Source organism: Vibrio sp. 10N.286.46.A8, from assembly GCF_041470165.1.
Lineage (GTDB): Bacteria > Pseudomonadota > Gammaproteobacteria > Enterobacterales > Vibrionaceae > Vibrio > Vibrio tasmaniensis_A.
The window spans coordinates 1-16386 of record NZ_JBFRLX010000146.1 but is presented as its reverse complement, the minus strand read 5'-3'; the positions used below and the strand labels follow the sequence as shown (position 1 = coordinate 16386).

Below are 16386 nucleotides of genomic sequence, written 5' to 3'. Positions count from 1 at the left end.
AGCTTAAACCTCGAATGTCATCACTTCATCAGAAATTATGTTGTAACTAATCTGTAAATACAGAGCACTGTCAGAAAACCAAAGCCGGACAATAAGCAGACAAGTAAGTATTTGAGAATACACTAATTTAGGGGTTCATGAATTGATTGAAAAATGGCGAAACCATGTTGTTTAGGATTAGTACAAGTAGTAAACTCCCACTTTAAATGCAGCTTGTTTTTGAGAAACTAAACGCACAAAAAGCTAGGGCAACTTTATAAAGTAACTACTCTCAAACATCAGCCATAGATACATCTCTCATAAACGGGTACAAGTCACATAAAAATAATTAGATAAACTTAGGCGGTTCACTACATGGAATTAATGTCGTCTTTAGGTTCACTGTTGGCTAGCAGCCTGCCTATCGAAAAAAAACAACACGCACTGGTTGAACTCGTACTCCACACTTATCAACCACAACAGCGCACAGCTCTTTTCAAAACCGTGACAGAATATCGTCGAAACCAATTAGAATTGCTTTTCCCTGAACATCAAGCAAAAAGCGACTCAGTAATGTTTGAAGTGATGGACTACCGCGATCTGATTCAGCGCTATCCAAATACCTTATCCACAGAGGTTGCTCTCTTAGAGGAAGCTGTAGGGCAATGCTATATACATTGGTTGGACTTTTGGTGTGAATGTGAAATTTCCGCAATCAAAGCAAAATTACCATTAAGCACCCATGCCCTTTATCCTATGGATCTACCCATTAAAGATAGTGCTTACTATGGTGTGATCATTGACCAAATAGAAAATAGTCAACTCATAGTACAAACGCCAACTCGCCCTCAAGGACTACCAATCAGCGATGCTATTGCTTTAAGCAACCTTGAGGTTTTTATTAAAGGTGAGAAGTGGTATGAGATGCTACCTTTACTCCACTTATCACAAACAGGTAAGCACTTTATTCTACTCAAACACCCAACAGATGAAGCCTTTCCAACCCTAGTCTCTTCAGCCCTAATTCAAGATTGGTCAAAATATGAAACTTGGCTAAGCTACGCCCCCCCTTTCTGTAACGACAAATGGAAGTACAGTTTATCCAGACGTGGCTATGAAGGACTTGCAGAGCTACATATTTTTACTCCGCCGGCCCTATCAAAGTGTGACTCTATTCCAGAGTTCGATAATAAGTTCCAATTACAATTAGCCGAAATGCAAGCTGTATGTGAAATTCTACGCCTAACCGTGAGTGGAAATATTCAACAAAGAGTCTACTTCCTTTATCTTGCTCAAAAAGAGATGCTCAACTTGTTACATCAAGCGGGCTATAAAATTGGTTTCACCATTATAGATCAACCTTTGATACTCGATTTTTACAAGGCTATCGAACCACAAGCATACTTGCCGCTAGGGTCTTGTGACTTGAACGAAACGAACTTACTGACTTACCGCGGGTTATGGAATATTGAACTGATGTTGAAGGCATTCAATCATGTCAACTTTCGAGACTATAGACGGTGCCTCCGTGAAAATAAAAATACAGCGTGGCAAATAATATGAAGACGTTTGATCTTGGGCTAGAGGCGATATTCTATGCTAAAGCCATCACTCTGCTTGCAACGGTCGCTGTTGTTGTAATGTGGCTGTTCTACTATTGTTATCGCCTTAAACAAAAGAACGAAGCGATAGTGGGGACACACCATGTACCTTACATCGCATATTCCATCTGTATTATTACGTGGATCAGCAGTAATGCCTACTTCCACACTGGCTTGTTGCCAGGACTTGGCACCACAGCAGCCATATTCGCAGCAAAGTTGGCCAACCTCAGCTCTTTCCTTGCTTTTGCCTTTGCGTATTACTTCTCGTGTCAGCTCGCAGCCGAAAACCGCAGTGGTAAAATCCATAGGTGGCAACAAACTATTCTCGCGAGCATGACGGGCTACTCTTTCTATATCAATTTGACCCCAGGGTTAACGGTAGAAGATGTCACCATTACGGCTTCAAGCCAATTCGTGATCGAGTTTGGCCCGCATACACCCTACTTTTTCATTGGGGTTATCAGCTTGATTGCCCTTACACTGACTAATCTAGTGACCATGCGTGCCAATAGCAGCAAACTAACATTAGCCAAAACCAACTACATGATTACAGGTATCTTGGTATTCATGCTATCTACAGCAACGATTCACATTGGCGTTGCCTATTTCCTACGTGATTTCTCGCTCACCTGGCTCCCCCCAGCGTTGTCGCTCAGTGAGATGTTGTTTGTAGGCTATGCTCTGCTGACCTCTCGCTTCTACAGTTTTAAATACCTTACATACATAAGCCTTAATGTGCTGCTGGTGTGTGCAATTTTAGTGATACCTTTTTGTACGGTATTTATTCCCCTAACCGACGGTAACCAATGGCTATTAGCGATACCCATCTGCGCGATTATCGGCATTACATGGAGTCCAATCTACAAACGTGTAAGTCCTTACTCCTCATTGCTTGTCTATAGAAACAAAAAGACACCGGTACAACAGATACTCGCATTAGAAGAAGGCTTTAAGTTGTCGATTGACGATGCCATGCGTCGTTTAGGTCGCCAACTGCAAATCCCAGAAGATAAGCTTCGATTAGTTAACAGTAATTACAACGAAACCTTCTACGAAGATTACCTATCTAGCAAAGAGTCCGTTCTAGTGTTCGATGAGCTTTCTGAAGAGCTAGATGATACTGCGCTCGCTAAACGGTCGCTAAAAGCACTTTATGACAAGATGAGTTCGAACAACACCGCGTTGGTAATGCCACTATTCGGACACAAAAAATCAGTCACACACTTGCTAGTATCATCGCACAAAAGCAACAATCGTATGTTCTCTAATGAAGAAATCTCTGCACTGCAAACCTTGTTAACGCGTGTACAAAGCACCATCGAAGCCGATAGACGAATTCGCCAAAGTCGTGCTCTTGCTAACTCGATCGCTCATGAGATGCGTAACCCACTCGCTCAAGTGCAACTGCATTTTGAGGTGTTAAAGCAGCACATTGATAATCAAGCACCAACTCAACAAATCTTGACTGACATTGAGAATGGCCAAGCAGCGATTCAACGCGGGCGGCAACTGATTGATATCATCTTACGAGAAGTCAGTGACAGCTCGCCTGAGCATGGACCAATCACCATGACATCTATCCACAAGGCCGTGGACCAAGCCGTCAGCCACTATGGCTTTGAGAACGAGAAGATCATTGAGCGAATTCGTTTACCACAACACGCTGATTTTGTGGCAAAACTAAATGAAACTCTATTCAACTTCGTCATTTTCAATCTGATACGCAATGCAATCTATTACTTTGATTCTTACCCAGACAGCCAAATTGAGATCAGCACCAAAACAGGATCTTACGAGAACGTTCTCACATTTCGTGATACCGGCCCCGGCATTGACGAAGCCATTGTTCATAAGGTCTTTGATGACTTTTTCTCTTTCCAAAAAAGCGGTGGTAGCGGCTTAGGACTGGGTTATTGCCAACGAGTGATGCGCTCATTTGGTGGCAGAGTGGAATGCCATTCCAAACTTGGTGAATTTACTGAGTTTCACCTGTACTTCCCTATTGTACCCAATGCTCCAAAAGCGGAGACGCTGCGTACGCCTTATTTCAACGGTTGGAAACACAACCAATCGACGGAAGATAAAGCCGAAGCTGATGTAAAACCAGAGAGCCAAACTCCAAGCGGTGATATAGAACCTGAACCGGCAAGTACGCTAACAGAAAGTAAGCAAACAGAACGCACGCAAGCAGAAAATCAACCAGCATCAAGCCATCTTGCACCGACGGTACTTATTGTTGATGACAAAGAAGTGCAACGCACGCTTGTTCAGATGTACCTGAGCCGACTTGGCGTAAATAGCTTGCAAGCTAAAAACGGGGAAAATGCTGTCGAGCTGTTCAGATCACACAAAGTTGATTTGATCTTAATGGATGTACAAATGCCGATAATGAATGGCTTTGACGCAAGCCAGATCATCAAGGCGCGCTCACCTCAAACACCAATTATTGCTTTGTCTGGTGAATCAGGACAACGAGAGCTAGACATGATCAGAAAACTGATGGACGGTCGCCTAGAGAAGCCAACCTCTTTGAACGCACTGCAACACCTACTGGACAACTGGCTAGAGAAAGGCTGGGCGCCAAACGCTTCTAAAGAAACAGAAAATGAATAGCTGACTACGGTTAAGTGAATCAATTAAAAAAAACGATTAGAACTCACTGATGGTTGGCCTCAATCATCGCCGTTTCGATCAAATCCAGTAACCACTTGTATTTGGCAGAATGTTGGTTTTTCTTATGAAGATAGGCAAATACCTCCATTTTCTCTGCATCTTCTTCTAATCCTTCAATCACAATCGAGCGCAATACTCCCTTGTGCTGTTCGATCACCGGAGGCATGCAGGGTGCGATCATGTTGGAATGCTTAATCGTTTCTATTAACCCAACAACTGACGTCGTTCGAAGCGCCATATTAATCGATTTACCTTGGCTTAAAACTTCTTCTTCCAATCGCGAGTGTTTGTTTTGATCGAAGTAAGCAAGGTCAACATGCGCAAATGGAAAGGACAACAAATCATCAATCTGTGCTACATCCTCTTTAAAAGGATGGTCGACTCTTACTGCCAATACAAATTTTAGGGTCACGAGAGGCACAGCAATGATCTCGGCGGGCAGGTTTTCAGCTTCAAAGTGAATAACAAAATCAATCTCGTCACTCTTAAGTCTTTCCAGTGAATCTTGGGAGCTAGTATGACTAATCAACCTCGAAAGTGGACTTTCATCTGAGAGTTGATGAAACAGAGAGGGTGTTAACCAAGGCAAAAGGTGCGGGTTCGCCTCTATCTTAAAATCTTCGCTTAGTTCGGCAGGAGTAAACTGTTTACCCTCTTCTATCGCCGTGACCAACCCGTCCAATAGTGGAAATACACGTCGATACAGTTCATCAGAATAAGGCGTCGGGAGAAACTGCTTATTGGACAAAACAAATAGCTCTTCACCTAATGATTCCTTAAGCTTTTTGACGCTTTGGCTTACCGCTGGTGTCGAGACAAACAGCTTTTCAGCTGCTTTGCGCAAGCTTTTTTCCTGATACACCACCACAAACACTTTCAATAAGTTCAAATCGACGTTATTCAGTTTCACACCCAAACCATAAACCAATACTTAACGAATGGTTAAGTTTATATGAATTAACTTAACGATGTCCACTTTGTATAGTTACCTCACCTTCACGCAGTACACGGATGTAGTGAGATAAATTTATGAGGCATCTATGTTATTACAACGTTCAATCCTTTCTCTAACTCCTTTGTTTCTGGCAAGTGTCGCGTTCGCGGAAGAAGCCGAAATTCAAGATATGTCAGATCCGTTAGCCGTCTATACACAAGGTGGCTTCGGTTACACAGACAAAGGCTTAAACCTGAAAATCGGGCAAACCTATGACACTGGTAGCGATACGACCATGGGTATGAATGTCTTCGAAGTCAAAGGCATCGCTGGTGAAGCCATTGGTTGGAATAACCGAGGCGCAGATGACACTATCGATTCGATTCGTTTCAGAAACTTCGGCGTAGACTTAACCAATGGTCGAGGCACACAAGTCGATATGTCTTGGGATTTCGATAGTAATCAAGGTAGTGCGTCATACAGCTTTATACAGGCTCTTCCACAAATGGGTATGTTTAACTTCTATCCGCTTGCGGGTGTTGGTGTTGCTGCAGGTGAGGAGTTGGTTGAAGGCTCTGGAGGCAACCTCGACGCGGATCAACTTCGTGATCGCTACAACATGCACGGTACTTTCTACGTGGCGGGTATGTACGCAAAAATGCAACTTACCGACAAGATTTGGTTGAACTATAACCCTATGTATTTAGGCACGATGTCTGGTTCATCAACGTTCAAAGATTATGGATTCGAGGGCAGTGATTCTGTACTCGCACATGAGTTTGCTGCGAGCTACCAAATTAACCCAAGGGCGAACGTTCGTTATTTTGCAAATTGGACAGAAAACACCAGTATCGAAGACGGTGATCACCGCATCGAATTTAACTATCAGTTTTAAGCAGTCACTTTCTGCTTGGATGAGCTCTTTCAGTTTGAACCAATGATTTCTGTTCGACGAGCCATTCCCGTTTTGACGAATAATTTTGAGTTTTGAGGACACATTATGAATATGATATCTAAAGCCTTTGTTGGTAGTTTCACTTGCCCATTACGCTCAGCTGCCATGCTAGTTTCTGTAACAGCCTTGTTTTCAGCCACAGCGATAGCAGGCAACGGTGATGCGACAGAAACGATCCAAACGCGTGCAGGTGACTTTACTTTCGAAACCGACTTTCTTCATGGCATTCCAACACAAGAAAGCTCTGCAAAACTGTTTGAACTGATGGACTATCAACGCGCGTCACAAGCTTACATTTGGTCCGTGCCTTTGGTGTCAAACTACGCATGGAAACAAGCCTATGCCGACATGGGGGCAGAGGATGGTCAAATTACTTATGTTGAGTCTCATGAATCTAAGCTAGGAGGTTTAACTTACAATACCTCTACGCCTTACGCGATTACTTGGTTTAACGTAGAGAAAGAGCCCGTTGTTATAGAAATACCCACAAATGAACTGCGTGGCGCGGTACACACCATGTGGCAAATCGGTATTTCTCAGATGACTGAGCCGGGCGTCTACGTGGTAAAAGCGAAAGGTTCTGAAACGCCGAGTAACCTGCCAAAAGGCGCAAAAGTATTTGAGTCTGATACCAATAATGTTTTCTTGGGTGTTCGCTTAATGGCTAAGTCAGATCAGCAACGTATGAAAGACTTAGAAGCATTAAAAATTACTGACCTTAACGGCAAGCCGCTCAGTAGCAAAGGCGTGAACTTCCCTGAACGTGGTGACGATGCTAAGCACCCACGTGGTATGGCATTTTGGGAGACCTTGAATGAAGCGATCCAAGCCGAACCTGTAGCAGAGCGCGACCGCATGATGCACGACATGTTACGCCCACTAGGTATTGAAAAAGGCAAAGCATTTACTCCATCAGCTCAGCAGCGTGACATCTTAGAACAAGCTGTAATCATGGGTGAAGCTATGGTTAAAAACATCGATTTCAACAAGACTGAACGTCTACCACACGCGGCTTATGGCAAAGAAGGGAATTCGTGGGAAATCGCAACGGCTTCAACACCAAACCAAGACCGTCACTATGGTATGGACCTCGATGGACGTGCAGCTTGGTTTTATGAAGCCGTCACTAACGACATTGCAATGCATGGATTTGAGAACGGCGGTTGGGGACAGATCTACCTAGACAACTACCGTGACGACAATGGCAAAGGGCTAAATGGCAGTAACCACTATACTTTGACGCTAGATGGAGATGTAAATTTCGCCGATTTATTCTGGACCATCACTGTCTACAACGTCGAGAACCGCGCCATCATCGACAACGAAATTGAGCGTGCCGACGTGGGTTCTAACATTGAAGGGACAGTTAAAGATTCGCAAGGCAATTACACCTTCCACTTCTCGCCAACTAAGCCTGCTGGTGTAAATGAAGCGAATTGGGTGCAAACCCGAGAAGATGAAAACTGGTTTGTTTACTTCCGCGCTTACTCACCAAGTAAAGCATTTGTAGCGCAACAGCCAGAAACCTTACTGCCTAACTTTAAGCGTGTGGACTAGCCGCTAAGTCTATGTACTAACGATAAAGTCCATTACGACCCACGATAAAAGAGGAGCCACAGCGCTCCTCTTTTTATTCCATCTAGCCTTCAAAGGCGCTGCGAAATAAACTCAACTAGTTGTTTTTCTGATTCTTGAAACAATTCCATGATTTAAAAGAGTAAAAGGGTTATACATAATGATGTGTTATCTAAATTACTGAAATTATCATGACGCCCAAAGAGATCCTTAAAATTCCCAATGTCCGCTACTTCTTGATGTTTAGAAGCAGCTACTTTGCGCGTTTTTATTACCCTATTTTCACCCTACTCTATTTAGATTACGGGTTAACCCTTTCTCAGTTTGCCATTCTTAATGTGGTTTGGGCGGCTACCATTGTGCTTGCGGAAGTACCATCAGGCGCGTTCGCCGATACCTTAGGGCGCAAAAAGCTTGTGGTGCTCTCTTCAATTGTGATGTTCATTGAGATCGCCATGATTGCTCTTGTTCCGACTGGAGATGCCAATCTAGTCTTCATTGTGTTTCTGGTTAACCGGATATTAAGTGGCTTAGCGATGGCGTTAGCCAGTGGTGCCGATGAGGCACTGGCATACGACACTTTAAAGGAACAAGGCAATGAAGAGTTGTGGCCGCGAGTGCTGCAAATTCAGCTTCGTGTCGCCTCAACGGTCGGTATCTTTGTCACACTAATTGGCGCGGCGATGTACGACGTGAACTTTATGGCGAACATCTTTCATTTCCTTGGACTATCTGAACCAGAAAGCACTAAAGATCTGATGCGTATTCCTGTGTTCGCCACCCTATTTGTAGCGATGATCGCCATCTATGCCGCGATTAATATGCGCGAAGAGAAAAAGGTAATGCCAAGCGACCAAACCAAATTGGCAACCACCATCGCCAGCCTTAAATTAACAGCTGACACAGGTAAGTGGGTACTTGCTACGCCTTACGTGCTGTTCATGTTGTTGTATTACAGCCTGTTCGAACACACCTCAAGAATGTTCCTAACCATGAACAGCCAATATTATCTCGCCATCGATATTCCTATTATCTACTTCGGTTTTATTGGCGCGGGGATCAGTTTGCTTAAAATCATATTGGCGGGGCAAAGCCGTAGGCTAGCAGAAAGCATGGAGCCTAAAACCTTCATTGTGGTTATGGGTTTAGCAAGCATGGCGACTTATTATTGGATCAGTTTAGGTTGGACGATTTACGGGGTTATTCCAGCACTAGTACTGATTTTTATTATCATGACGATGAACATTTTCATTAGCTACCACCTGAATAAAAAAACCGAATCACACAACCGAGCCACTGTCCTCAGCTTTAAAGGCCTGATGTTTAATCTCGGATATGGGCTGATCGGCATTTTGTACGCTTACTACTATAAACTGGTGTCTCAGGGCTACACCGAACAAGAAATAGAACAGAACCTCGCTTTCTTAGCTTCACTGTCTTCGTTTTTCTATTACTTCACCTTATTGTTCGTTTTGATTAGCGCGTTGTTCTATTTCAAAAACAAAAAACAGCCGATCTTTTGAAGAACGTACTGATACTGAATGGAGAGTAAAATGAGCCTCTGGCTATAAATAGACCATGTCGCTTCTTATCATGTGATTTTTTGTTAAGATAATCATCAAATTACATAACACATGGAAGCGTCATGTCTTTTAGTTGGATAGCTTTTACTCTTCTCGCAGCCTTCAGCCAATCTTGGCGCAATGCCTTTCAAAGCAAGTTAAGTGGCACCATGAGTGTTGCTGGTGTGACGCTGGCACGTTTTATCTGGGCAGGCCCAATCGCCTTAATTTATCTGTGCGTCCTCTATCAATGGAAGCCAGTATCCACACCTGATTTTTCGGGTGAGTTTGCTTTCTACATTATTGCAGCAGCCATTATGCAGATCCTCGCGACGGGTTTAATGGTGATGTTATTTAAGCTCGAAAACTATGCGATAGGAGCTGGCCTAGCCAAGTGTGAAGCCCCCGTATCTGCTGTGTTATCCGTATTGTTTTTTGGTACTGCTTTGACACTAACAGGTTGGGTCGGCGTGCTTATTGGCACGTTAGGCGTACTAATCATGAGTAGTTCTTCTGGTTGGCGAAGCTTGTCTCCGAAAGTGTTCTTACTAGGTATGGCGTGTAGTACCGCTTTTGCTTTAACGTCTCTTTGGGTACGTGAAGCAAGCTTGAGCATAGGGCTTCCCTTCCCCCATAGCGCTGCTTGGGTGCTGTTTCTGGTCATTACTCTTCAGACATGCATTATCTGTACGTATCTCTTTTTCAGAGAGCGAGACACGCTGCGCCAGATATTCAAGAAATCTAAACTGGTGGTGATGACAAGCCTAGCGAGTGTTATCGGTTCTCTGGGTTGGTTTAGCGCGATGTCGCTTCAAGCCGTGCCGTACGTAAAGACACTCGGGCAAGTCGAAGTGATCTTCATGGTGTTGATATCCTACTTCTGGTTAGGGCAAAGCATCGCACGCAAAGACATTGTTGCACTCATCTTACTCTCTATCGCAGCGGTATTGGTAATGTGGCAGTGAGCTAATAATGTGACTGTAAATTGAATCGTTCGACATTGCCTATATATCCCGCAACTCTATGCCTTTCAGCTCTACCGCACCTCGTTATGGAGCACTCGTTACTTGGTTGAATGACGACTGTCTGGCATTATGCGCCCAAGAAACCTGTGGTTATTGCACAGCAAAGAATGAACGAAGGTAGTCAGTGGTAGAAAACAGCCAACAATTAAGTGACCGTTACGACGAACATGGTTACTTTGTTATCAGAAATTATTTCGATGAAGCTCAAATTGCATCGCTTAGAAAAGTCGTGCTGAAATTTCATGAATCATGGAAAGCAGACAACGAAGAATTCTATAAAGAAGAAGCATTTAACTCATCTTTAATTACGGGAAGCGAGTATTTGCCTGCCGACGATAGAAGTGTGCTTTTTGACTTCATCAGCTCAAAACAAGTGATGGATGTGGTTGATGCGGTGATTCCGAACAAACCAGCATTCATGAATACACAGCTGTTCTTCAACCCGGTAAATCCGCAACAAAAAGACTTCTGGCATCGTGACTGTCAATACGACTACGACATTGATGACCAGATGAAAGTCATCATGGAAACCCAAGTATTGCATCTGCGAGTGCCCCTTTTTGATGAGCCCGGCATGGAACTTATCCCCGGCACGCACAAACGTTGGGATAACGAAGAAGAGTACAATGTTCGCCAAGAAGAAAACGGCAAAGTGAGCAGCGATGACATCTCTGGTGGTAAGCAGATACCATTAGCCGCCGGTGACTTATTGGTTTTTTCAGCGGATATGATCCACCGAGGCCGATATGGCTTGGATCGTTTGGCTTTGGATATTTTGATCTTTGATTCGGCGGCAGACTATGTCGACTACGTTGATGATGACTGTTTACCAACACCAGCTATGTTGAGCAATATTACCGACCCAAGATTGTTTATGAACACGCTACAATTAAAATCGATGCAACACTCATAACCCATAAAGGTATCCGAACTATGACTGACACTAAGCAAAATACCCGAATTAGCCAGTTCCGTTTCGGTCAGCCAAAAGAATCTCTCAAGTTAGAACATGTCGCTTTAGGGGCATTAGACAAAGATAAAGTTCGCGTACAAATTGAAGCGACTAACATCAACCCTAGTGATTTGTTGTCGATTTATGGTGTGGGCCAATACAAACATAGCCACCAGCCGCCGAGAGTACCGGGATTTGAAGCGGTAGGAAGGGTTATAGAATCCAGCAATGCTGAGTTTGCAGTAAACCAGCGTGTGCTTGTGGCAACCAGTGGAACATGGCAGAACTATGTCGATGTATCACCAGATGACCTGTTCCAAATTCCTCAACATTTAGAAAATGGCTACGCCTGTCAGTTGTACATTAATGCGCTAACTGCATGGGTGTTGACGACAGAAGTAGCTAAGCTGACCCAAGAAGATGTGTTGATCATCAACGCAGGCGGCTCTGCCATCGGTAAGATCTTCTCGCAGTTATCAGCATCACTCGGCTTCAAAATCATTGTCGTTACATCGCAGCCGACACAATACCCAACCACTTCAAGTTGGGTGTTAGAGACGAACGCTGACTTGGCTTCTCAAATTAAGGCGTTAGGCTTGCCTATGCCAACCGTTGCCTTGGATGCGATTGGCGGATCACCCGGAACCGATCTTATTCACACCCTTAGCAACAATGGGCGTTTTATCAACTATGGCACGCTTTCTCTGGATTTTTACGAGCCACGTTTTTTTGAGCACGCGAAAAGCCAAAGCATCGATTTCAGCACCTTCTTCTTACGTTATTGGGAAGAGGCTGAAGGCAAAGATGTGCGCCGTGATAAATTCACAACCATGCTAGATCACTTCATCACAAACGACATACAGCTCGACGTCGACCGCTACCTGCCATTCGATGAAGTGCAAACCGCGATTGATCTTATTGAATCGAAAACCACACGATTAGATGGCAAGATCATATTGCTTCCTTAGTACATCGTTGATCGCGATAACTTGCGCTCGTGTTAGGTAACCCTCCTAACACTGCGTTAAACGGGGGAGTTTAAAAAGACGTAATCACTTCAAATAAATAACGTTTGTATGTTTCGGTTTGCTCAACCCAGTTTCAAGTTTTTTCGACAGCGTTTCCGCACACATAGGTTTGGCTAAGAGATAACCTTGTCCGTAGTCACAGTCCGATTGCGCTAAGAAGCTTGACTGGACAGTTGTTTCAATTCCTTCAGCAACGACCTTAATACCTAGCTGGTGAGCCATTGAAACAACTGCAGCACATAGAGCGCGGTCATTCATATCGCACTCAAGATCATTGACAAAGCTTCGGTCAATTTTCAAACCATCAATGTTGAACTCTCGTAAGAACCCTAGTGAAGAATATCCGGTGCCAAAATCATCTAACCAGACTTTGATCCCCATACTCCTAAGGTCGTCCAACGTTTTCTTTGCGCTTACCTTATCAAACATTAGGGCCGTTTCGGTTACTTCTATATGTAACCTTGTCACTTCAACTTGATGTTTTTGCGTTTGATATTGGAATGTTCGGAGTGCTTTATCGCCATAGAGCTGCTTTGGAGACAGGTTTATCGCAACATAAAATTCAGGAGGAAGGTGATGTCTAAAATCCCACTCCTGAATATCTTTGCAGGCTTGCATTACTATCCAATCACCAAGTGTATGAATAATATCCGTGGCTTCAGCGATAGGAATGAACTCAATAGGAGAAATATTGCCTTTTGTAGGATGATGCCAACGTATAAGGGCTTCAACTCCAACGACATGCCCTGTTTTCAGGTCAAACTTTGGTTGATATAAGAGCCTAAACTGAGAAAAATCATCTATCGCAGATCTAAGTTCCTTTTCGATGACTCCTCTTGCGAGTATCTTCTGTTCGATTTCTTGGTTGAAGAAACAGTACCTACCTTTACCATTCTCTTTGGCGCTGTACATTGCCATGTCCGCACTTTTAACCAAGTCTTCAGAGGTGTTTCCCGAGTCCGGATATAAAGCAACGCCAACACTCGCTCCAACCACTACCGATTCACCTACGGACCTGAGGTAAATCGGCTGTTTTAGTGAGTTCACAATATCAGAGGCAAACTTAGATACTGTATCCTGTGTCTTAACTCCTGATAAGCGAAGCAAAAACTCATCCCCCCCAACTCTTGCAATCATGCATTGAGGCTCGTCCTTTGTAGCTATTTGCCCCATTTTTTTTAGCGAGTTAGTTAATGTCTGAGCCACTTCACTTAACAGCTCATCTCCAGCTTGATGTCCAAGGTTGTCATTGACTCGTTTAAACTCGTCCAAATCGATAAAGAAAACCGCAAACACCTCTTTTGACTGTTTGCATCGATGAATACATCGTTCAAGGCATTTAATAAACTGAGAGCGATTCGGTAACTTAGTCAGCGGATCGTTATAAGCTAAAAACTCAACTTCCTCATTCCGTTGCTTGAGGCTTGAATCCATACTATCAAACGCCTGAGCAAGCTCTCCGAGTTCATCACTGCGCTGAATGTTGTTTGGTACTTGGAAAATCCCTTTACTGATGCGTTTCGAATGTTGTAGGAGTTGATTAATCGGACGAATCATCGTCTTAGCTAATAACATGGAAAAGAGTAAGCTCACCAAACACATGAACATTGTCAAGATTATGCTCAACACCGCGCTATAGCTTCGACTTGACTCAGTAATATCCTTGATAATGGTGTTATTTTTCTCGATATCGTCTTTCACGGCCTTTAAGGAGTAGCTCATCACTATGCCACCTAGCCGAGTCTTATTCATCGTGATTGGCCGCGCAACAATCAGTGCTGATGAATTGATTTCTGTGTAAGCTTCTTGCTTATTCAAGACATTTTCTTGCACCCTTGGCATATCCAAGTTGGAGCCATAACCGAGTACTACATCTTCTCCTGTATGAACTATCAGACCATTAGCATCAAAAACCTTTATGAATATGACATCTTTATTTTCAAAGGCAGGCTCTAAAATGGAGTTAATATTATCGATATCATAAAAATACATCGGATCAAAAAGTGCATCTGACAGGTACTCAACCGTTTGTTCTGCTTGACTCTGAGCTTGGGAAGTAAAGTTCTCTGCAATATTCGTTGCCGTTTCTTCCAGAATTTCATCACTATAGTATGAAGATATCAGCCACTGAGACAAGGAAAGGCAGCCCATAGTCAAAACGACCATAAGCATGTTTCCGAGAACCAATTTACCTTTTAACTTCATAAGCAATAACTTCTCTAGTTAACGGGAGATGTATTCATCAACCAGTCGTTTTTGCGCTTCCGCCCAAGAAATGCTTTCTACAATCTCTGGTGTGATAGCATCAAACTTTTTCGTCTTCTTATAGGCTTTCAAAGCCTGTTTACCTTCCTCACTTTCATGAGCCGCAAGCAATACTAAGAGCATGTTTTGCTTAAGTTCGGAGGAGAGATCAGGGCGTATTAGTACTAGTGAGCGGGGAATCGCTTGAGAAGTATGGATTACCTGTAACTGTTGTTTTACCTGCTCGGGAATTTCTTTCTCCCAATCGAGATTACTAAATGCAGCTGACGCAACAATATTACGATGAACCCAGCTCATCATGTTAGATTCTCCTCCAGACTTTGAATATTCATCGGAGAAAAAATAACCCACCTTGTCTTTCGGTGGATATTCTCTAGGGGAGCTTAGCTCATAGAGCTTATATCCTTGCCCAAGCAGTATCGCCGCAGGGACAAGAAATGCACTAGTAGAACCGACATCCTCAAAGACAACCGTTTTGCCTCGCAGGTCACCTAGAGAGTCGACCCCGTTATCGCGTTTGGAAAAGAAGATTGAATGATATTCCGCCACACCGCTTTTCCATCGTCTTGCTAAAAGTTCAGCACCCGAATATTGCATTAATTCCTGTGCTGCAAACACCGTTTCAGAAACCAGATCTACCTGACCGCTTTTTATCCAACGAGCCATTTGACGAGAGTCGCGGGCGACAACAACTTGGCCTGTTTTGATACCATAGTTAGATAGGTTTTCAGCTAAGTAATCAGCAAAAGGCTGTGCACGTTTGAATGCTTTTTTGGGGTTAGAGCTAATAACCCCTATGATTATTGTTTCTTCACGCAAGGTGCTTTTCGTGTCTGCACTAGCGGATACAGTGAAAAGCGAACAAACAATTACTGCTAGCCGTAAAACGAACTGTTTACAAATGGACTGACAACTAAACATGCACGCACCAAAATGTGATATTTATCCCAATATTAAAACTATAATATTCGAAAATCATAGAATCTGCCATCTTGTATTAGCGATTAGTGGTGTAAGTACACAATCGCGAATAAATTAATCTCATTACGTTAACAACAAGTTGTTATTGCGTCTTCTTACGTGAAAATATTGAGCAAATAGTCTTTACTCTAAGATCATAAACGTGGTCATGAACCATCTAACAGCAAATTCGAAAACATCTTTGATGGCTTAAACATTCCCACCAACATCTGTATTCTCCCTCGCACTGATCTATTTCCCTCTTATCGAAGTACAAGTTATTAATAATTCGATATAAATCGCTCTATTGTTTGAGATTATTGTCTACAGTTTTATAGAGCTTGTCGCTTCGGTAATAGCCACAAGTAACGACACCTTTTGATGGTTAGTTTTGGTTATAAGGAAAGGAAATGGAAAGCCCTATTGTCACACTCACACATGCCAGCAAAAGCTTTGTTGATGGTAAAGACACTCATAGCGTGTTGGACAATGTCGATTTCGCTTTGGCGACAGGGGCAAGCGTGGCTTTGACAGGGGCGAGTGGCAGTGGGAAAAGTACTCTGCTGAATATCATTGCGGGGTTTGAACCTCTATCCGGTGGCGAACTATCTGGTGGAGAATTGTGGCTCGATGGCGAGAACACATCAGATTGGAAAGATCCACAGTGGAGCCGATTCCGCCATCAAAAACTAGGCGTTATCTTTCAACAGTTCAACTTATTAACGCCACTCAACGTAAAACAAAACATCGCGTTTCCTCTCCATTTAAATCAACAAGAATGGAGCGACTGGTGCGATTATTTAGTTGATGCATTGGGCATCAGTGAGCTACTCGAAAGACACGTATCCGCACTCTCTGGCGGTCAGCAACAACG

Annotated in this window: 12 protein-coding genes; 9 read left to right on the top strand and 3 right to left on the bottom strand. The window is 43.4% G+C overall.

Annotation, left to right across the window (positions count from 1 at the left end; translation table 11 throughout):
* The first annotated feature begins 354 nt into the window (after nt 1–354).
* Nucleotides 355–1542, top strand: coding sequence for an acyl-homoserine-lactone synthase LuxM (gene luxM / locus AB4232_RS14595; RefSeq protein ID WP_372087423.1), 1188 nt, complete (start codon nt 355–357; stop codon nt 1540–1542).
* Nucleotides 1539–4196 (top strand): response regulator, encoded by a 2658-nt coding sequence (locus AB4232_RS14590; protein ID WP_372087422.1) that lies wholly within the window; start codon nt 1539–1541, stop codon nt 4194–4196. Before luxM ends, AB4232_RS14590 begins: the two co-directional genes overlap by 4 nt.
* A 43-nt stretch (nt 4197–4239) precedes the next feature.
* On the opposite strand, the gene AB4232_RS14585 is transcribed toward AB4232_RS14590, so the two are convergent.
* Complete coding sequence (locus AB4232_RS14585; protein ID WP_009845787.1) at nt 4240–5166, bottom strand: LysR family transcriptional regulator; 927 nt, start codon at nt 5164–5166, stop codon at nt 4240–4242.
* 130 nt (nt 5167–5296) lie between these two features.
* On the opposite strand from AB4232_RS14585, the gene AB4232_RS14580 reads away from it, so the two are divergent.
* From AB4232_RS14580 to AB4232_RS14555, 6 genes are all read left to right on the top strand, one after another.
* Complete coding sequence (locus tag AB4232_RS14580; RefSeq protein WP_012600238.1) at nt 5297–6085, top strand: hypothetical protein; 789 nt, start codon at nt 5297–5299, stop codon at nt 6083–6085.
* A 105-nt stretch (nt 6086–6190) separates the two neighbouring features.
* Nucleotides 6191–7702: a DUF1214 domain-containing protein gene (locus AB4232_RS14575; RefSeq protein ID WP_009845789.1), complete on the top strand. Its 1512-nt coding sequence runs from the start codon at nt 6191–6193 to the stop codon at nt 7700–7702.
* Nucleotides 7703–7911: 209 nt separating this feature from the next.
* Nucleotides 7912–9243 (top strand): MFS transporter, encoded by a 1332-nt coding sequence (locus tag AB4232_RS14570; protein WP_269334643.1) that lies wholly within the window; start codon nt 7912–7914, stop codon nt 9241–9243.
* Between the two features lie 122 nt (nt 9244–9365).
* Nucleotides 9366–10247 carry a multidrug transporter gene (locus AB4232_RS14565; RefSeq protein ID WP_372087421.1) on the top strand — a complete coding sequence of 294 codons (882 nt, stop codon included), beginning with the start codon at nt 9366–9368 and terminating at the stop codon, nt 10245–10247.
* A gap of 184 nt (nt 10248–10431) precedes the next feature.
* Nucleotides 10432–11220 carry a phytanoyl-CoA dioxygenase family protein gene (locus tag AB4232_RS14560; protein WP_372087420.1) on the top strand — a complete coding sequence of 263 codons (789 nt, stop codon included), beginning with the start codon at nt 10432–10434 and terminating at the stop codon, nt 11218–11220.
* Nucleotides 11221–11240: 20 nt separating this feature from the next.
* Nucleotides 11241–12227, top strand: coding sequence for a zinc-dependent alcohol dehydrogenase family protein (locus AB4232_RS14555; RefSeq protein ID WP_372087419.1), 987 nt, complete (start codon nt 11241–11243; stop codon nt 12225–12227).
* Nucleotides 12228–12311: 84 nt separating this feature from the next.
* On the opposite strand, the gene AB4232_RS14550 is transcribed toward AB4232_RS14555, so the two are convergent.
* Both AB4232_RS14550 and AB4232_RS14545 read right to left on the bottom strand, forming a co-directional pair.
* On the bottom strand, nt 12312–14492 hold the full coding sequence (locus AB4232_RS14550; RefSeq protein ID WP_372087418.1) for an EAL domain-containing protein: 2181 nt from the start codon (nt 14490–14492) through the stop codon (nt 12312–12314).
* A gap of 18 nt (nt 14493–14510) precedes the next feature.
* Nucleotides 14511–15371 (bottom strand): phosphate/phosphite/phosphonate ABC transporter substrate-binding protein, encoded by an 861-nt coding sequence (locus AB4232_RS14545; protein WP_240798266.1) that lies wholly within the window; start codon nt 15369–15371, stop codon nt 14511–14513.
* 551 nt (nt 15372–15922) lie between these two features.
* Between AB4232_RS14545 and AB4232_RS14540 the strand changes: the two genes are divergently transcribed.
* The coding region (locus AB4232_RS14540) for an ABC transporter ATP-binding protein (RefSeq protein ID WP_372087417.1) at nt 15923–16386 on the top strand (464 nt) is incomplete at its 3' end.

Coding starts and splice junctions, on each gene's coding strand:
- AB4232_RS14565 (WP_372087421.1), top strand. CDS start 9,366: ATGTCTTTTAGTTGGATAGCTTTTACTCTTCTCGCAGCCTTCAGCCAA.
- AB4232_RS14580 (WP_012600238.1), top strand. CDS start 5,297: ATGTTATTACAACGTTCAATCCTTTCTCTAACTCCTTTGTTTCTGGCA.
- AB4232_RS14555 (WP_372087419.1), top strand. CDS start 11,241: ATGACTGACACTAAGCAAAATACCCGAATTAGCCAGTTCCGTTTCGGT.
- AB4232_RS14550 (WP_372087418.1), bottom strand. CDS start 14,492: ATGAAGTTAAAAGGTAAATTGGTTCTCGGAAACATGCTTATGGTCGTT.
- AB4232_RS14570 (WP_269334643.1), top strand. CDS start 7,912: ATGACGCCCAAAGAGATCCTTAAAATTCCCAATGTCCGCTACTTCTTG.
- luxM (WP_372087423.1), top strand. CDS start 355: ATGGAATTAATGTCGTCTTTAGGTTCACTGTTGGCTAGCAGCCTGCCT.
- AB4232_RS14575 (WP_009845789.1), top strand. CDS start 6,191: ATGAATATGATATCTAAAGCCTTTGTTGGTAGTTTCACTTGCCCATTA.
- AB4232_RS14590 (WP_372087422.1), top strand. CDS start 1,539: ATGAAGACGTTTGATCTTGGGCTAGAGGCGATATTCTATGCTAAAGCC.